The following is a 16,722-nucleotide window of genomic DNA, read 5'->3' on the forward strand; positions in this document are numbered from 1 at the left end:
TATCTGACCAGGGATCGCTTCGCGCCTCACGATGACATAGCTTCAGTTCACTTCAAATACTTTTCGCGCATTTGTATTAAGAATCTGATGCCTCGTTGCCACAGCGTGCCTTTGCGGCTTTTCAGGAAGCTTTTGATGGCTTGATAGGCTTGCGGGTCTTCGTGTATCGCGGATGGAAAGAAGGTGACCGGCTCGCGGGCCATTTGCACATCGTATATATCTTCGAGGTTAGAGTGGCGGCCACTACCATCATGGCCAATGTTCTGAATGAGTGAGTGCGAAGGGTTGAGCGTTAAACCGTTCCTCAAAAATATGGAGGCATACCAGCGTATGGCCCAGGAGTTATTTTTGCCTGCTTTGAACTGCTGCATCTGCTTCCAAAAGTTCATGGTGCCCTCGATCGAGAACTGGTGGATCCTCTCCTTGTCGAACTGCTGCATCAACACATCGATATTGGGTTCAAAATGTTGCCACGCCCGCGCCCAGGTGGCCCAGCCCCAACTGGTGGCGGCCCGGTAAAAAAAGGTCGGCGGCAGATCTGGCACTTTCAGATCATACATATAAGCGCCAATGTGCATCACTTCGGGCACTTCCTGGTAACGGTCGAGTGCATCATTAAAGTAACGCAGCGTATAGGGCGATGACAACAGGTCATCCTCAAATACGATCACCTTGCCGTACTCCTGCACCAGTTGCGTAACGCCGCTAATGATGGAGTTGGCCAAACCTACGTTCATACTGCGTTCGATCAGTTTTACCGACTTGAAACCCGTTACGGTGCGGGCCAGTTGACGTACGTCCTGCACCTTGACCTCGTCGGCAGTGGTACGGGGCCCATCAGAGAAGATAAACAAACGGGAATCAGCAGCCAGTTCGTTTTGCTGCAAAAAGCTGAGCGTGCGGCGCGCATGATCAGGCCGGTTGTACAAAAAAAGGGCTATGGGGGCTAAGTGCTGCATCCCGTTGTTGGCTAAAAAATATCGGCCTGTTTGGTCGTCTTGCTGCACAATACCGTGTAGGCATTGGCCAGTTGTTCCTGTTTCTTTTTGCCCATCAGGCTGCCAACAGCTTTTTTCAACCCGAACTCGGCAGTGATCTTCAGGTCGGTCACCAGGCTTTTAGGCTTCTTTTGATTGATGTAGGTATTGAACCTGGTCACCTCCGGCTCGATCATAGAGGTGAGGTCACGCTCTACCTTAAAGCCCTCGGTACGGAGCAAGTATCGTAATGAGGTAGGCGTGTACATGTTGATGTGCCCGTAAGCCAGGAAGTGTTTGATGCGGTCATCAACGTTGGTCTTGTAATCACGCGGAACTTCGATCACGCACGTTTTGGCGACGCGTTTAAGTTCACGAAGCAACAGGCGTTCATGCTCAACATGCTCCAAAACGTGCGAAAGGATAATGAGGTCGAAGCTGTCATCTGCAAAAGGCAACTGATAACCATCGAACACCTGAACCGATACTAATTTGTCGATATTGCGTGAGCGTATGTATTCTACGCCACTGTCCGATATCTCTACCGCATGATATTCTGGCGCAAAATTTTGTTCGGATAAGATCTTGAGTATACTGCCGTCACCAGCACCAACTTCCAACACACGGTCAAAGGTATATCCCTTACAAACCTCAATGATGTGTTGTGCTTTGTATTTGGCGCCCAGCATGCGCCAGGCCTCATCATGCTTTTTGTAAAATTCGTCGTAGGCGGTCTTTACGTTGCCGCTCAGTTTATCGTCGGCCATGTGATCAGATCCCTAAGCAGTTATTGTCTTTGTAAAAAACCGTGGTGGATTTGTAGTAGAACAATCCCGGCGATATACCACTGAACGGTATCTGCCTGAAACCTTTATCGGTCAAATAAGTGATAGCGTCGCGATAGTCAGGGCGCTCTGAATCATCCAGTACAATCACGCCACTTGCCGATAAGGCTTCCACAGCCTGTATGCAGCAGTTCACACGGTCGCGGCCATCAACAATGATGATATCGAACTCCTCGCCCAGTTTCACCGGCATACGGCAGTAATCGCCGTCGCGCTGTAGCTCGCAGTATATTACTTCGGCATTGTCGGGCTTGTCTTTGGTCACTTTATCGAACCATTCTTTATCATGCTCTACCGATACCACTATGCCGGTACGCTGCGCGTAAAAAGCTGTAGAGTTACCCGACCCGAACTCGAACACAGCATGCTCGGGACGAAGCCGATCCTTGATAAAATCAATGAATGAATACGTTACCCACGGGATCGGGTTGCCTTGCGCATCAACAGGGGCCTGATCATCAAATGCCCTGAGCCAGCCTATGGTGTTCAAATAACCCTTGCTATTGAATGATAGCAAAGAACGCAGCCTTTTGGGCTTCTGAAGGATATCTACAAGTAGTGAAAAGTTGCTCAACGACTGAATGCTTTTTGAAAAAGTGAAATTAAGAATAAAGATCTTAACATTTGCACACCCTGTGCCCGAGTTTTAGGAATGAACAGGATAAAAAATGTGGCTACAGCATAAGCTACAAGGGTTGCATAAGCCGCGCCGATGATGCCATATTTGGGGATAAGATAAATGTTCAACAGCACATTCACGATGGCTCCCACCCCGGTACGCAGCATGGACAGTTTGAAATAACCTTCAGCGATCAGGTACTGCCCGCTGGCACTTCCCAGGAAAACGAATATGCCTGCCCAAACGTGGACTGCCAGCACCGGTGCACCTGCCCACCATTCGGGATGGTCACGAAAAGCTATGTGGTATATATATGTGGAAGCAAAGGTCATGAACAAAGCGACCGACACACTGATCACCACCATAAGGTCGTACATATTTTGCAAGCGCTTCAAATATCGGGCGTGATCGGTCTTGCGGGCATAAATGATAGCCGGGAAAACAGAGGTGACCACAGCCACCGGTAAAAAGTAAAAGCTTTCGCTTAACTGCGCCACGGTAGAATAGATGCCTAACTCAGCCTCGCCCAGGTAACTGGTGATCATGGCCTGATCGATCTTCATGTAAATGGATACCAGTACAGCCGAAAATGCCAAAGGCCAAGACCTTTTTAGAAGGTAAACGGCAAGAGCAGGTTTGAACTTCCATTCACCGATGCTATTGCCACTTGAGCGGTAAGCCAGCAGATACCCAGAGGCCAATATCGCCGCATCTAAAAGGAGTGCGTAAATAAAGAATATCAACGGCGCCTGCATGAATACCATCAGCAACTTGATCACGGCCGAAGCGATGTTGCCGAACACCTGCACATACATCACATACTTACCCTGTACTTTGGCCTGAAAAAAGCTTTCAATGATGTTGACCGACTGCACCACCGAGACCAGACCGACGATCATCACATAGTTGACCGGTGTATCCAAGTGCTTAAAGTGGTCCTGTATCAGGTAAACCATGTACAGCAAAGGCAGGGTTAACAAGCCTGCCGCCATCCGCATCCAGAATGCGGTGCCTAAAAATGAGCCTTTCCTTTCAGGGTGATTAACAATCTCGCGAGTGACAAAGCCATCCAAACCAAGAGCAGCGATCGCCATGAAAAAGGTGACCAGCGCCATTGGATAGTTAAGTATGCCATACCGCTCGGTACCTAGATAGGTAGACAGCACAAAGCTGTTCACGATCATTTTGATGACCTGGCTGCCCACCTTGGCCAACATCAGCATCCCCGTATTTTTGAAATACTTTTGTAAAGCCTGCTGGTCAAAACCGGGGATATTGGGAATGCGCATAAGTTGGGCACAAAGGTATAAAAAAAGCGAACCCCGATCAATGCCGGGGTTCGCTTATCAAATATGTTGTGCTTAATAAAATTAAGCGTTCTGGAAACGTTTAGCGTTGATCTTACGCTCGTTCTCGGTAAGGTAGATCTTACGGATACGCATGCTTTGCGGCGTAACCTCGATATACTCATCAGCCTGGATGTACTCCATTGATTCCTCTAATGAGAATTTGATAGCCGGCGCGATACGTACGTTATCATCACTACCTGATGCACGCATGTTGGTCAATTGTTTACCTTTTACCAGGTTAACCACCAGGTCGTTGTCACGGATGTGCTCGCCCAGGATCTGACCTTCGTAGATATCAACACCCGGATCAACGAAGAAACGGCCACGATCTTGCAATTTATCGATCGAGAAAGCAGTGGTCTTACCGGTCTCCATAGAAACCAGTACACCGTTAGAACGGCCAGGGATAGTCCCTTTCCAAGGCTCGTAAGCTTTGAAACGGTGTGCCATGATCGCCTCACCTGCAGTAGCGGTCAGCACGTTGTTACGCAAACCTATGATACCGCGTGATGGGATCTCGAACTCTAAGTGCTGCAGATCACCTTTTGGTTCCATGATCAATAACTCGCCTTTACGCTGAGTTACCAACTCGATCACTTTACCGGCAACATCGCCCGGTACGTCAACGGTCAACACCTCGATAGGCTCGCATTTAACGCCGTCGATCTCTTTTACGATAACCTGTGGCTGACCTACCTGTAACTCGTAACCTTCGCGACGCATGGTCTCGATCAGTACAGATAAGTGGAGGATACCACGGCCATATACTAAGTATGAATCAGGAGAATCGGTCTCGACCACTTTAAGGGCAAGGTTCTTCTCCATCTCTTTGTACAGACGGTCACGTACGTGACGTGAGGTAACGAATTTACCTTCTTTACCAAAGAAAGGCGAGTTGTTGATCGTGAACAACATGTTCATGGTCGGCTCGTCGATCTTGATAACCTCTAATTGCTCTGGTTTCTCAAAGTCAGCGATAGTATCACCGATCTCAAAACCTTCGATACCTACAACAGCGCAAATATCACCGGCGTTAACCTCGGTAGCTTTAACTTTACCTAAACCTTCAAAGGTGTAAAGTTCTTTGATACGTGATTTTTGGATAGTACCATCACGTTTTACTAATGATACCGGCTGGTTCTCTTTGATGGTACCACGGGCCACACGACCGATCGCGATACGACCAACGAATGATGAGTAATCCAAAGAAGTGATCTGCATTTGAAGTGTACCTTCATTGTAAGGAGCAGCAGGGATATTTTCCAGGATGGCATCCATCAACGGGAATATATCTTCTGTTTTTTGCTTCCAATCAGTGCTCATCCAGCCTTGTTTAGATGAACCGTAGATCACCGGGAAATCCAGTTGCTCTTCGGTAGCATCAAGGTTGAAGAACAATTCAAAGATCTGCTCGTAAACCTCTTCAGGACGGCAATTCTCTTTATCAACTTTATTAACTACCACGATCGGTTTCAAACCTAAGGCCAAAGCCTTTTGAGTTACGAAACGGGTCTGTGGCATGGCACCTTCAAAAGCATCGCACAACAGCAATACACCATCGGCCATTTTTAACACACGCTCAACCTCACCACCAAAGTCGGCGTGACCAGGGGTATCGATAATGTTGATCTTTACATCTTTATAACGTACTGAAACGTTCTTTGAAACGATGGTGATACCACGCTCGCGTTCCAGATCATTGTTGTCAAGGATAAGCTCGCCTGTCTCCTGATTATCGCGGAAGATAGCGCAGCTATGAAGGATCTTATCGACCAAAGTGGTTTTACCGTGGTCAACGTGTGCTATGATAGCAATATTACGGATCTGATTTTGCATGAAATGCCTCTTAAAATTTGCGCAAAGATACGCTTATTTTATGGCATTTAAAAGCATGCTCAGCTTTTTACAAATATTTGAAAATTAGAACATAACACATCGACAATAGATATCAACCGCCTTTTTAGTGAACACATAGGTGAACTGGTAATTTTCGTGATGACGTTCGTATATTTACGCAAGTCACATACTTCTATCCATATATATCCAATGAGCCATCCCCCACCTGTTAAAGTAGCCATACTGGATCTTTATGATGGTATAGTTAACCAGGGCATCATGGCCATACAAAAGGTGTTGGAAAATTTTGAAGATGAGCATGGCTTTCAATTCAAGATCGAGATATTCGACGTACGGGGCAGCAACCAATTGCCTGACACTGATCATGATATCTACCTGTCGAGTGGTGGCCCCGGCGATCCTTTAGCTAGCGAGGGCAGCGAATGGGAGAACAATTACTTTGACCTGATCGAGCGCCTCCAACGCCATAATCATACCGAAGGCACTATTAAGAAACATGTGCTGTTCATTTGCCACTCTTTTCAACTGATGTGCAGGCGGTGGCGTTTGGGCACCGTCAATTTACGCAAAATACCTTCATACGGTGTGGTACCAGTACAGATCACCGGCTACGAGCCACTTTTGGCTTCATTGAGTGACCCGTTCTATGCGCTCGATTCCCGATCCTGGCAGGTGGTGCATCCTGATCAGGAACGCTTCGAACAGACCGGTGCCACACTGGTGGCTACTGAACAGGAGCCCGGAGAGCAGGATGATCCGCCTGCTATGATGGCTATTCGTTTCGATCCCTACTTTTTTGGCACGCAGTTCCACCCCGAGGCTGATGCCGAGATACTGACCGAATATCTTACCGGTGCAGACAAGCGCCATGAACTGATCGCAGATCGTGGAGAGGCAGGTTACTATGCGCTACTTGCAGACGTTCAGGATCCGGCCAAGATCAAGGCCACACAGCACACCATTATACCGCAATTCCTACTTCAAGCTATATCAGGCAGTTGAGAGCATTGCCCGTGCGTTGAACTAAATTACACTTCTGTTACGTAATAGTACCAAGCGTTACCTTAAATTTGTGCCGTCATGAGTTTTCAGACCATAGCTATCATATTGCTTTTTGCAGCTGCCATATTTTATGTGGGCCGCATGCTTTATAAGAGCCTTTATGTAAAAAAGGGCTGTGGCTCTAACTGTAAATGCGGTGTCGACTTCTCCAATATCGACGTTAATAAACCCCGCTCCTGATCTTAATTGTCTTCTAATTCACGGTTTTATACAAAACCGTTAAATTTGCAGCCTGCAAAGCTAAACCCTAATGCCTAATAACAAACAGATCTTTCAAGCCGATAGCCCTACCCGTTGGAACCGTTTCAAGTGGTTAAGCCGAGGCATCCTGTTCGTGCTCATATGCGGCGTGGTCGGTGCGGCCATCACCGTTACCTCCAAGCAATATCCTGATCTTCCCAATCTTATCCCTACTCAAAAAAAGCTGACCACCGCGCAGCTGAATAAGTTGAAACGCTCTACCGAGTACCGCGATTTCAAGGTAGATAAGGCCCGATTGGAGGAACTACGCAATGCGTTACGCCGCCATCAACTCAAGCATCCTAATAATAAGGACCGTATCAATGCTGGCTTTTACCTGGCCTGGGAGCCTCAGGCCTACTACTCACTGGCCGAACATATCAGTAAGCTCGACCTGATCGTGACCGAGGGCTTTGCCATAACACCGGGTCAGGACACCCTTACCGTAAGGCTCGACACCGGGCTCACCAATATCAATCGCCGTTACCGCAAACCGGTGATCGTAAGGTTGAGCAATTACATTAACTACACCAACACCACCGGCGGTTTTGATACCAAGGATGTGGACCGCATCGTAGGCGATAAAAAGCTGCGTACCTCGTTCATCAACAACATAGTTGATCAGCTGAACAAGCATAAACTCAAGGGCATCGACCTTGGGTTCGATAATATTAAGAAACGTAACGGCCCCGCATTTAAAGCCTTCGAAAAGGAGTTGTATGCCACCTTGCACGAGCAGGGTTTTTGGGTAACGCAGGGTGTTTGGCCGGGCGATGATGAGTACGACCTCAAGTTCCTGCAAACGGTGAACGACTACCTGTTCGTGATGGCCATTGACCAGCATAACGAGACCAGCAACGCGGGCGATGTATCGCACCAGCATTGGGTGGAAGAGATATTGGATGATGTATGCGAGCAGGTTCCCAGCAACAAGGTGATCCTGACCATAGTAGGTGGCGGGTACGACTGGCCGCAGAACAACATTGGCCAGCCAATGGGTTATACCACGGCTATCAGTACCGCCAAAGAGAACAACAGCAAGATCCAATTTGATCCCGGATCGGGCAATTCGAGTTTTACTTACAAAGGCACCGACAGCGTACAGCATACCGTTTACTTTGCCGATGCGGCCACTAACTTCAACGTGATGCGTATGGCCGATGACTGGGCCACGGGCGGTATCGCGTTATGGCGTTTAGGCTTCGAGGACCCACGCTTGTGGACCTTTATACAAAAGAATCTATCGGCAGATACGCTGCGCAAGACAGGTATCGATAAAAAGAACTTCGCTGCCGTAGGTTTGAATGACCGTATCGACTATGTGGGCGACGGTGAGGTGCTTGACCTGGTGAGCGTACCGCAAACGGGCCAGATCGCCGTGAGCTTTGACGATAAGAACTTTTTGATCACTGGGCAGGATTATCAAAAATTGCCTACCAAATACGTGATCAGGCGCTACGGCTACGCCCCTAAAAAGGTGGTGCTTACCTTTGATGATGGTCCTGACCCAAACTACACGCCACGCATACTCGACATTCTGAAAAAGGAAAAGGTGCCCGGATCGTTCTTTGTGGTGGGCGCCATGGTAGAGAAGAATATGCCGCTTTTGCGCCGCATCTATGATGAGGGATACGAGATCGGTAATCACACGTTCTTCCACCCTGATATATCGCAGATCAGCTTGCAGCGCGTAAGCCTCGAACTTAACTCTACCCGTAAACTCATCGAGTCGGTAACGGGCCACAGTACCATACTGTTCAGGGCGCCGTTCAACGCCGATGCAGAGCCGCAGACCCTTGCCGAGATCATTCCGGTAGCTAAAAGTAAGGAGGAGAACTACATCAACATTGGTGAATTTATTGACCCGCACGACTGGGAGCCCGGCGTTACGGCCGACAGCATAGTTGCCCGCACAATTGCCCAGGCCAATAATGGATCGATGTTGCTATTGCACGATGCAGGTGGCGATACCCGTGAGGAAACCATCAAGGCCCTACCACGTATCATCCATTATTTTAAAACGCATGGTTATCAGTTCACCACCATTGCCGATGTGCTTCACAAAAAGAAGGATGAACTGATGCCACCGGTGAAGGATGATGCTGACTCAGGTGTTACGGGCACGCTGTACGATATGTTCAACATTGGACTGTTCTATGGCAACTGGATCTTATTGTACCTGTTCTTATCGGCTATATTCTTGGCCGTGGGTCGTATCATTTTGATCGGAATACTGGCGCTGCGTCAATATGCCGGAAATAAAAAGGACACTACCCGCAAGATCGACGTTGATCAGCTTCCACCGGTAAGCATCATCGTGCCCGCTTATAACGAAGAGATCACCGCTACCAAGACGATCGAGAGCCTCTTACAACTGGAGTACCCCAAACTGGAGATCTTATTTATCGACGATGGATCAAAGGATCGCACCTACGAAGTTGTGAGCGCGGCTTACCAAGATCATACATTGGTGAAGGTACACACCAAACCTAACGGCGGTAAAGCATCGGCCCTTAACTACGGCATTGGCAAGGCGCAGTATGACCATGTGGTTTGCATCGATGCCGATACCCTGCTCAAGAACGACGCTATATTGCACTTAATGTCGTACTTTACTGATGCCGAGATCGGCGCCGTTGCCGGTACCGTTAAGGTAGGTAACGAGACCAACATCATTACCCGCTGGCAATCTATCGAGTACATTACGGCACAGAACATGGACCGCCGTGCATTTGATCTGCTGAATAGCATTACCGTGGTTCCGGGAGCGATCGGCGCTTTTAGCAAGGAAGCCATTAATAAAGCTGGCGGATTTACTACGGATACCCTGGCCGAGGATTGCGACCTCACCATGCGTATCCTGAAGCAAGGCTACATCGTTCGTAATGCCGGTGAAGCCATTGCCTATACTGAGGCGCCTGAGAACGTGAACATGTTGCTTAAGCAACGTTTCCGCTGGAGTTACGGGGTGATGCAGAGTTTTTGGAAGAACCGTGATGCCTTATTTAACCGCAAGTACAGTTACTTTGGTATGGTGGGCATGCCTAACATATTGATCTTCCAGATCATACTGCCATTGTTCTCGCCATTGGCAGATCTGATGATGATCGGTGGCTTGTTCAGTGATCATCCGGAAAAGATATTCGCCTTTTATCTCGCCTTCATCGTGATCGACCTGATCGTATCTATGATCGCCTTTAAGATGGAGAAGGAAAGCTATCGCAAGCTGCTGTACATTATCCCACAACGCTTTGTGTGGAGGCAGCTGATGTACTATATCCTGTTCAAATCATTACGCCGTGCCCTTAAAGGCCAGCACAGCGGTTGGGGGATATTGAAACGTACAGGTAATGTAAAGGCCGACGAGCAAGCCAATTGATCAGAGAGAGATCAGTTAGACCATAAACAAGAAGCCCCTGCCGATCGGCAGGGGCTTCTTGTTTATCTATCATTTCTCGATCAAACAGACGGCGTAGGCTACTACACCTTCGCCGCGGCCAATAAAGCCCATTTGTTCGTTAGTGGTAGCTTTGATCGATATATCTTCTTCGCTGATGCCTGCCGCGCGGGCAATGTGAGCTTTCATCTCAGGGATGTGCGGGTTGATCTTGGGCGCCTCGAGGCAGATCATGGCGTCGATATTACCGATGGTCCAGTCCTTTTCATCAAGTAGCTCCACCACATGCTCCAACAGGATCAAGCTACTGATGCCGCGCCAGCGCTCGTCCTTATTGCTGAAATGATAACCGATATCGCGCAGGTTGGCAGCACCTAACAACGCATCACATATGGCATGAACGATCACATCGGCATCTGAGTGGCCAAAGGCGCCCGAATGATGTGGCAGCGTAACACCTCCCATTACGAATGGATGCCCTTCTTTCATTTGGTGCACATCAAAACCAAAACCAATGCGTGTTTTACTCATCGTACTAAAATATTATTTGCTGCCAAAGTTAGCGATCACGGTAAAACGCAGCGTATTGGCCAATGCACTTTTTTGTTGTGTGGCCACCAGGTATGAAAGGTCGAACCTGAAGATGTCGTACTTGTAGCCTGCACCTAAGGTACCGTACTGGCGGTTACCCTTATTCGGATTCTCATAATAATACCCTGCCCTCAAGAACAACTGCTTATCATAACCATACTCTACGCCGCCGGCATAACTGATCTCGTGCAGTTCCTCGCGGAAGCCACCTGGCGCATCGCCAAAGGAACCGAACACGCCTGACGGGATAGAACGGTCGTCGTCATACCCTCTAATGATATTGCCGCTGCTGTTACGGATGGGCGGCGTAGGAACCAGCAGTTTATTTAGGTCGAACGCTACAGTAAAGGTGTTCACCTGATCAAGTGTCCAGGTATCGGCCACACCAAGGCGCAGGTTGGCCGGTAAAAAATACCGCTTGCCCGACATCGTGTAACCTATCTTGGTACCAATGTTCGACATGTTAAGGCCGAAGGCCAGCAAGGCTTCTTTGCCAAATTGACGGGTATATTTTTGATAGTAGCCAGATACATCGGTAGCTACTGCGTTGCCTGAGTTCACTTGCTGCCCGTTCAACGAGCCGCCGCTGGCTATACCCGAATGGATGTAACGCAGGGTAAGCCCGAGCGAGAAGTTTTGCCCGAACTTGCGCGCGAACGAGCCATCTATCGAAAATTCATTGGGTGTGTAAGTGCCTTGTGAATTCTGGTTCGCATCTACCAGCTGCACGCTCCCGAGGTTAAAATAACGTAACGAGGCACCTATGGTATTGCGCTGATCCAGCCGGTGAGCGTAGCTTAGATAAGCGAGGTTGATCCCCCCCACCAAATTACGCAACCATGGGCTGTAAGACAGGGAGGCCTGATCCTGGCCAGGTTCGTCAATGAAGGTCAGTTTGGATGGGTTCCAGTAATTGGCGTTCACGTCGGGGCTTAACGCCACGCCTGCATCACCCATTGCCCCTGAGCGTGAGTCGGGCGCTATGGTGAGGAATGGCACAGCGGTAGGAAGCCCGCCTGAGCTACCATTGGTAGTAGTGCCCGAATTGCCTATGGTACCCTGCGCCAACAGCATGCCGGGCAGTAAGCAGCAAGCAGTAATAAAAGCGGAAAGCTTACCAAATATCATTGCCGCAAATTAGGTGTATTTTTTCAAATTGATGATACCGCTTGTATGCCGAACTCATAAATAATCATAAATTGGCTGCGCTGATCTTTTATTGATCTTAACGTAACCAAATAGCCTCACTGCCGTATAACGGCTTACTTTACGATCACTATTATCAACTTGAATTACAGTTACGTTCAAATAAATTATTGTATTTTTACTATCTAATTTTTTTAAAACAACATGATCAAGCGTTTTACCAGAACTGCTTTACTTTTGGGATGTGTGGGGACGATATTAGGCAGTTGCAGTAAGCCAATGCGCTCGCAAAAAACGGGCGTGGTATACAACAATAAGTATAACGGTGGCTACACGCGCTTTAAAAAGACCCACCCGGCACCTGGCCCTGGCCTGATCGCCATTGAGGGTGGTACCTTCGTACTGGGCGGCAGCGCCGATCAGGACGTGATGTACGAGAACAACAACAATCGCCGTCGTGTTACCATCGCTTCGTTCTACATGGATGAAACGGAGGTATCTAACCAGGACTGGCTTGATTACCTCCACTATCTGGCGATCACCTTCCCGAACGATCGTGAGGCCTATTACAATGCCACTCCGGACACACTGGTATGGCGCAGGCCCCTGTCTTATAACGAACCTTACGTTGACAGCTACTTAAGGCACCCTGCCTTCCAGGATTATCCGGTGGTAGGTGTTACTTGGGAACAGGCGCAAGACTACTGTGCATTCCGTACCAACCAGATCAACGAAAATATTTTACGCGAGACCGGCCGTTTGGCCAGCTGGAAAGAAGTTGCCGCCAGTGGCAAAGGCACCGACCAGCCTTTTGATACCGACATGTTGCTGAATAACCAGTATGGTGGTAAGGCTGGCAAGAACGCGATCAAAGACCTTAACCCCAACGCCAAAGCCGGTGCCAATGGCAAAGCTACCAGATCAGTACGTATGGAGGATGGCATCTTGAAACCATCGTACCGCCTGCCAACTGAGGCTGAGTGGGAATATGCTGCCTTAGGTTTGGCCGGCAATACCCAGTTCGAGAACATTGAGGATGGTAAGATCTATCCTTGGAACGGCATGGGTGTGCGTTCGCCTAAAAGACGTACCCGCGGTTTGATCCTGGCCAACTTTAAACGTGGCGAAGGTGACAACATGGGTGTGGGTGGTTCATTGAACGATAAGGCCGACATTACCGCTCCGGTGCGCTCGTACGAACCGAACGACTTTGGCCTGTACAACATGGCCGGTAACGTTAATGAGTGGACACAGGACACTTACCGCCAGTTGACCTTTGAGGACGTAGAGGATTTCAACCCTTTCCGTGGTAACGAGTATACTAACAAGCGTTTATCTGACCCTGAAAAAGGCATATTAGCAAAAGACAAATTTGGCCGCCCGATCAAGGATGCTGCTAAATCGAATAAGAAAATGAGTTGGGCAGAGTTCACTGCTCAGCAGCAGGGTGCAAAAGCTCCGGCTACTACAGTGGCTCCTACCGTAAATGGCGTACCGGCTGCAGCACCGGCAGGTGCAACACTGGCAGGTAAGCCGTTCAAAGCGGATCAGCGCGGTTTTGCCGACTCGACCGATAACACTCTATACGGTGTGACCACCTTAGTGAATGACCATTCGAAGGTGTACAAAGGTGGCTCATGGAACGACCGTGCCATGTGGCTTAACCCTGCTACCCGCCGTTATATGGATCAAGGTGATGCCAGTGCCGAGATAGGCTTCCGATGTGCCATGAGCATGATCGGTCCGGCGGAGATCAATCCGGGTAATCGCTCACACTTCAGCGTGAAGAAACCACAGGCCTATAAGCCTAAGAAATAAATTCACTCTGAGATCGTATAAAGCCTGCTATTGAGATAGCAGGCTTTTTCTATTTGAATACACCAAAAGCCCGTAACTGATGTTATATACTTAAGACAAACCGATTACCTCATCAGTTCACATGAATACAACATTAAATAAACTTTTAAAAATTTTGGCGTTGGGTATCGTACTCTATTTTTTATGCGATGCTATTTCGGCCATAGATACCTCACCTTCCCAACAACATATCCTCACATTTGAAAGAAAGACGGCGATAGATAAAAGCAATGACATTGAAGAAGTCAGATACATAGCCAAAAGTTATCTGGATGACCTATTGTTACAGCACGAAAATAAATCTGCAGCGGGGATCCTCAACATGAACTTGCTGATCGTGTTAATGTGCATTCTTATTTACCTATCGTACAGCACAAAAAAAGCGGATACTGTATAGTACCCGCTTCCTTCGAACTTTTCAATGCTCACAACTACCAAGACGCCATGTTGCTATTCATCCAGTTGATCCGTTTTGTTAAAAAGCTCTTTAAATATTCCACTTCTTTATCGTAACTGCCGGTCACTACCGCGTTAGGGTATACGTAAGTGCCCAATATAGGCCAGCGAACAAAATTTCTTTTTTGGGAATACTTAAGGTATTCTGCATTTTCATCTATATCGGCCAGCAGTTGCTTCACCTCATTATCTTTTATTTGCGCCCACCTCTGTTTGACCTTAGCGGCAAATGCAGGATCTTTAGACAAACGCTCGAACCATTTACCGTATTTAATATACCAAAAACTTGCCGGATCCTTTGTGGCCGCATAATCTACATTGCCGGCACTGGTATCAAAATCCCATATTGGCCCCATGCCTAACTTTCCGTTGCGATCTTTATAGTAAAATATGCTGCTAAAATCGCGCGCATCAGTGGTCTGGAAGATCTCTTCTACAAAATACCATTTTAAAAACGAGTCCACATTGATGTACTTGGCATAACCATTAACAGAATCGTTGGCATTTGCTGCAAAAAGGGCATCTTCGGTGACCTGCATGTAACCGGTGATGTATTTAAGCTGTAGTGGAGTGATATCGTCGGGAGATTTTATGCTGAATGGCAGATCTTTTTTGGTTTTAAACCAGTGTACTTCGTCCATTTTTTGATCAAGCTCCAATAAGTAACCACCTGTGATATCTTCGTCGGATGTATTGGTGGGTTTTAATTCTTTGATATTGACCCGCGCCTCGTTGACCTCAACCTGTGCTGTAAGCAAATAGTTACCTACATAATCGCCATTAAGGTATAATTCAACAAAGCGGCTGTCCGAAGTAAAATCAGCACCTAATCTGCGTCCCAGCGCCAAAGCCAAGCGGTTTCGCATCAAGGTTTTATCATTGTAATTGGCCAGAAGTACCCAATTTTTTGCCGATGGCATGCCAAGCATCGCCGCTTTATTATCGAATTTTAAGCGATATGGTTTTTTAGGATACATTACCCAAGTGGAATTACCCCTACCCTTAGCTTGCAATGGTATGGTGGTTATAGGCTGGTCAAACTCCATGTTAGGATCAACCGTTAACGTGCCCTTCACATAATCATCTTTAGATACGATCGGCCCTGATGTGGTTAACTTGAGGATCGGCAGACCTGTAAAGATCTTAACCATCACTTTGTAAGTTTTAGTGCTACCATCAGTGGCTAAGGTCACCAAATTGACCGGCTTACTATAATTGGTCACGGTTTTACCACTTACTACTAAGGTATCTTTATTTTTTACCGTAACATTTGCTGTTTGAGTGGCGAACGTAAGCACCAATCTTTTAGAATCATCTACATTAGGCAATACGGCCACTATCTCATCTTTAGCATTGATAGAGCAGGTTATGTCTTCGGTAGTTTTTCCTAAGTTATTTTTCAGTTCTATTTTAGCTGATATGATCGCTGCAGTAGAAACATTGGCAAGAGGTGGAGGAACAACGACCGTGCTGTCACCTTTTGCAGGCGTAGAGGTATCGTACTTACGGCAGCCCGGCACGATCGCAGCAACCACCAAAAAAAGTGATGAAAGAAGGTAATGTTTGATCACACGCAAGCTATTAGTAGAACAAATATAGCTAATTATTAATGTGTTAGTAAATTTTGCGCAACTACAAGGCCACTTATCTCATTAAAGCGTACTGTACCATGTTGGCTCCCATTTTAAGAGCCTTTAGCCTCCTTTCAGGACTATCGCCTGCATAAGTACCTGCATCTTCCCACCCGTTACCTAGATCGCATTCTACGTCGTAAAAACACACCAGGCGGCCTTTGTATATCAAACCGAATCCTTGAGGCCGTTTATTATCATGCTCGTGTATCTTAGGCAAGCCGTTGGCAAAATCAAATTTCTGGTGATATATCGGATGGTTCAATGGCAGTTCCACCAGTTCCAGCTCTGGAAATACCTTTTTCATTTGCGGCCTGATAAACTTATCCATGCCATAATTATCGCAAATGTGTAGGAAACCACCACCGATCAGATACTTGCGCAGGTTACGTGCCTCCAGATCAGAAAAGATCACATTGCCGTGCCCGGTCATGAATATGAATGGATAATTGAAGATCTGGCTGCTACCTACCTCAACGGTCTCGTCGTCGGGCTTAAAATTGGTCTTGAGCTGTTGATTGCAAAATTTGACCAGGTTGGGTAAGGCTGTGCGGTCGCCATACCAGTCGCCACCACCGTTGTACTTGAGCCGGGCCAACGTATAGGTAGGCACAGGCCGGTAACTGCAAAACAGTACAGCGATCAGGCTAATATAAAGGGTCTTGTATCGCATGGTCATCATCCGCTCCCGTAGC

14 protein-coding genes are annotated in these 16,722 nt (G+C 47.7%); 5 read left to right on the plus strand and 9 right to left on the minus strand.

The features are described 5' to 3' along the window. Window positions 1–47: 47 nt before the first annotated feature. The 5 genes from LLH06_RS18130 to typA all read right to left on the minus strand — a co-directional run bounded on the left by LLH06_RS18130 (window position 48) and on the right by typA (window position 5,626). Window positions 48–959: a sugar transferase gene (locus LLH06_RS18130; protein ID WP_228170702.1), complete on the minus strand. Its 912-nt coding sequence runs from the start codon at window positions 957–959 to the stop codon at window positions 48–50. 11 nt (window positions 960–970) lie between these two features. Beyond that, window positions 971–1,744 (minus strand): class I SAM-dependent methyltransferase, encoded by a 774-nt coding sequence (locus tag LLH06_RS18135; RefSeq protein WP_228170703.1) that lies wholly within the window; start codon window positions 1,742–1,744, stop codon window positions 971–973. A 4-nt stretch (window positions 1,745–1,748) separates the two neighbouring features. Next, window positions 1,749–2,339: an FkbM family methyltransferase gene (locus LLH06_RS18140; protein WP_228170704.1), complete on the minus strand. Its 591-nt coding sequence runs from the start codon at window positions 2,337–2,339 to the stop codon at window positions 1,749–1,751. Between the two features lie 53 nt (window positions 2,340–2,392). After that, on the minus strand, window positions 2,393–3,730 hold the full coding sequence (locus LLH06_RS18145; RefSeq protein ID WP_228170705.1) for a flippase: 1,338 nt from the start codon (window positions 3,728–3,730) through the stop codon (window positions 2,393–2,395). Between the two features lie 81 nt (window positions 3,731–3,811). Beyond that, window positions 3,812–5,626: a translational GTPase TypA gene (typA, locus tag LLH06_RS18150; protein ID WP_228170706.1), complete on the minus strand. Its 1,815-nt coding sequence runs from the start codon at window positions 5,624–5,626 to the stop codon at window positions 3,812–3,814. A gap of 210 nt (window positions 5,627–5,836) precedes the next feature. Here typA and LLH06_RS18155 point away from each other — a divergent pair, with 210 nt between their 5' ends. The 3 genes from LLH06_RS18155 to LLH06_RS18165 all read left to right on the plus strand — a co-directional run bounded on the left by LLH06_RS18155 (window position 5,837) and on the right by LLH06_RS18165 (window position 10,328). Further along, the gene (locus tag LLH06_RS18155; protein WP_228170707.1) at window positions 5,837–6,649 is read left to right on the plus strand and encodes a type 1 glutamine amidotransferase; all 813 of its coding nucleotides are present in this window, start codon (window positions 5,837–5,839) and stop codon (window positions 6,647–6,649) included. A 78-nt stretch (window positions 6,650–6,727) separates the two neighbouring features. Then, window positions 6,728–6,889 (plus strand): FeoB-associated Cys-rich membrane protein, encoded by a 162-nt coding sequence (locus LLH06_RS18160; protein WP_228170708.1) that lies wholly within the window; start codon window positions 6,728–6,730, stop codon window positions 6,887–6,889. A gap of 70 nt (window positions 6,890–6,959) precedes the next feature. Further along, on the plus strand, window positions 6,960–10,328 hold the full coding sequence (locus tag LLH06_RS18165; protein WP_228170709.1) for a glycosyltransferase: 3,369 nt from the start codon (window positions 6,960–6,962) through the stop codon (window positions 10,326–10,328). Window positions 10,329–10,397: 69 nt separating this feature from the next. Here the strand turns inward: LLH06_RS18165 and ispF are convergent, their stop codons facing one another. After that, entirely contained in the window at window positions 10,398–10,877 is a 480-nt protein-coding gene (gene ispF, locus LLH06_RS18170) for a 2-C-methyl-D-erythritol 2,4-cyclodiphosphate synthase (RefSeq protein WP_228170710.1), read from the minus strand. A 12-nt stretch (window positions 10,878–10,889) separates the two neighbouring features. Next, on the minus strand, window positions 10,890–12,065 hold the full coding sequence (porV, locus tag LLH06_RS18175) for a type IX secretion system outer membrane channel protein PorV (RefSeq protein ID WP_228170711.1): 1,176 nt from the start codon (window positions 12,063–12,065) through the stop codon (window positions 10,890–10,892). 222 nt (window positions 12,066–12,287) lie between these two features. Between porV and LLH06_RS18180 the strand changes: the two genes are divergently transcribed. After that, on the plus strand, window positions 12,288–13,901 hold the full coding sequence (locus tag LLH06_RS18180) for an SUMF1/EgtB/PvdO family nonheme iron enzyme (protein WP_228170712.1): 1,614 nt from the start codon (window positions 12,288–12,290) through the stop codon (window positions 13,899–13,901). 121 nt (window positions 13,902–14,022) lie between these two features. After that, entirely contained in the window at window positions 14,023–14,337 is a 315-nt protein-coding gene (locus tag LLH06_RS18185; RefSeq protein WP_228170713.1) for a hypothetical protein, read from the plus strand. A 34-nt stretch (window positions 14,338–14,371) separates the two neighbouring features. Here LLH06_RS18185 and LLH06_RS18190 read toward each other — a convergent pair whose 3' ends face one another. Then, the gene (locus LLH06_RS18190; protein WP_228170714.1) at window positions 14,372–15,967 is read right to left on the minus strand and encodes a CotH kinase family protein; all 1,596 of its coding nucleotides are present in this window, start codon (window positions 15,965–15,967) and stop codon (window positions 14,372–14,374) included. A 73-nt stretch (window positions 15,968–16,040) separates the two neighbouring features. Beyond that, window positions 16,041–16,700, minus strand: coding sequence for a DUF4159 domain-containing protein (locus LLH06_RS18195; RefSeq protein WP_228170715.1), 660 nt, complete (start codon window positions 16,698–16,700; stop codon window positions 16,041–16,043). Window positions 16,701–16,722 lie beyond the last annotated feature (22 nt).

Origin of the sequence: Mucilaginibacter daejeonensis (assembly GCF_020783335.1) — a bacterium.
In the GTDB taxonomy this organism is placed as follows: domain Bacteria; phylum Bacteroidota; class Bacteroidia; order Sphingobacteriales; family Sphingobacteriaceae; genus Mucilaginibacter; species Mucilaginibacter daejeonensis.

Coding starts and splice junctions, on each gene's coding strand:
- LLH06_RS18180 (WP_228170712.1), top strand. CDS start 12,288: ATGATCAAGCGTTTTACCAGAACTGCTTTACTTTTGGGATGTGTGGGG.
- ispF (WP_228170710.1), bottom strand. CDS start 10,877: ATGAGTAAAACACGCATTGGTTTTGGTTTTGATGTGCACCAAATGAAA.
- LLH06_RS18165 (WP_228170709.1), top strand. CDS start 6,960: ATGCCTAATAACAAACAGATCTTTCAAGCCGATAGCCCTACCCGTTGG.
- porV (WP_228170711.1), bottom strand. CDS start 12,065: ATGATATTTGGTAAGCTTTCCGCTTTTATTACTGCTTGCTGCTTACTG.
- LLH06_RS18160 (WP_228170708.1), top strand. CDS start 6,728: ATGAGTTTTCAGACCATAGCTATCATATTGCTTTTTGCAGCTGCCATA.
- LLH06_RS18145 (WP_228170705.1), bottom strand. CDS start 3,730: ATGCGCATTCCCAATATCCCCGGTTTTGACCAGCAGGCTTTACAAAAG.
- LLH06_RS18135 (WP_228170703.1), bottom strand. CDS start 1,744: ATGGCCGACGATAAACTGAGCGGCAACGTAAAGACCGCCTACGACGAA.
- typA (WP_228170706.1), bottom strand. CDS start 5,626: ATGCAAAATCAGATCCGTAATATTGCTATCATAGCACACGTTGACCAC.
- LLH06_RS18185 (WP_228170713.1), top strand. CDS start 14,023: ATGAATACAACATTAAATAAACTTTTAAAAATTTTGGCGTTGGGTATC.
- LLH06_RS18130 (WP_228170702.1), bottom strand. CDS start 959: ATGCAGCACTTAGCCCCCATAGCCCTTTTTTTGTACAACCGGCCTGAT.
- LLH06_RS18195 (WP_228170715.1), bottom strand. CDS start 16,700: ATGCGATACAAGACCCTTTATATTAGCCTGATCGCTGTACTGTTTTGC.
- LLH06_RS18155 (WP_228170707.1), top strand. CDS start 5,837: ATGAGCCATCCCCCACCTGTTAAAGTAGCCATACTGGATCTTTATGAT.